This window comes from Streptomyces sp. BE303 (genome assembly GCF_036290945.1).
GTDB lineage: Bacteria > Actinomycetota > Actinomycetes > Streptomycetales > Streptomycetaceae > Kitasatospora.
On sequence record NZ_JAQYWZ010000164.1, the window covers coordinates 1 to 314 of the forward strand.

The 314-nt window shown below is 78.0% G+C and carries 1 protein-coding gene; it reads right to left on the reverse strand.

Annotated elements, in window-relative coordinates; translation table 11 throughout:
- Window positions 1-314, reverse strand: a 314-nt coding sequence (locus tag PUR56_RS00745) for a hypothetical protein (RefSeq protein WP_329947416.1), incomplete at both ends; no start/stop codon positions are given.

Genomic DNA, 314 nt, shown 5'->3' on the forward strand with positions numbered 1-314 from the left:
CGGTCTCGTCACCCAGCCCGCCGGCGAGCACGGCCACCAGACGGCCGCCCGCACGGACGTCCAGGTGCTCCGGCAGGTCGATCAGCCCGCCCCAGCGGTCGGGGTGTTCCAGCCCGACGACGCGGCCGAGGCCCCACACCGCCGCTCGGTGCGGGTCGACCGCCGGATCGGCGGCCCCGGTCGCGACCGCCCCCCCCTTGAGGAGCCAGAGCGGCGCCGCGATTCCGGCGTCGCCCAGTGCCTGGACGGCGGCGAGCACGCCGGTGAGCGAACCCGCCGGTACCAGCACGCCGACCGGCGGTGCGTCGAGCGTC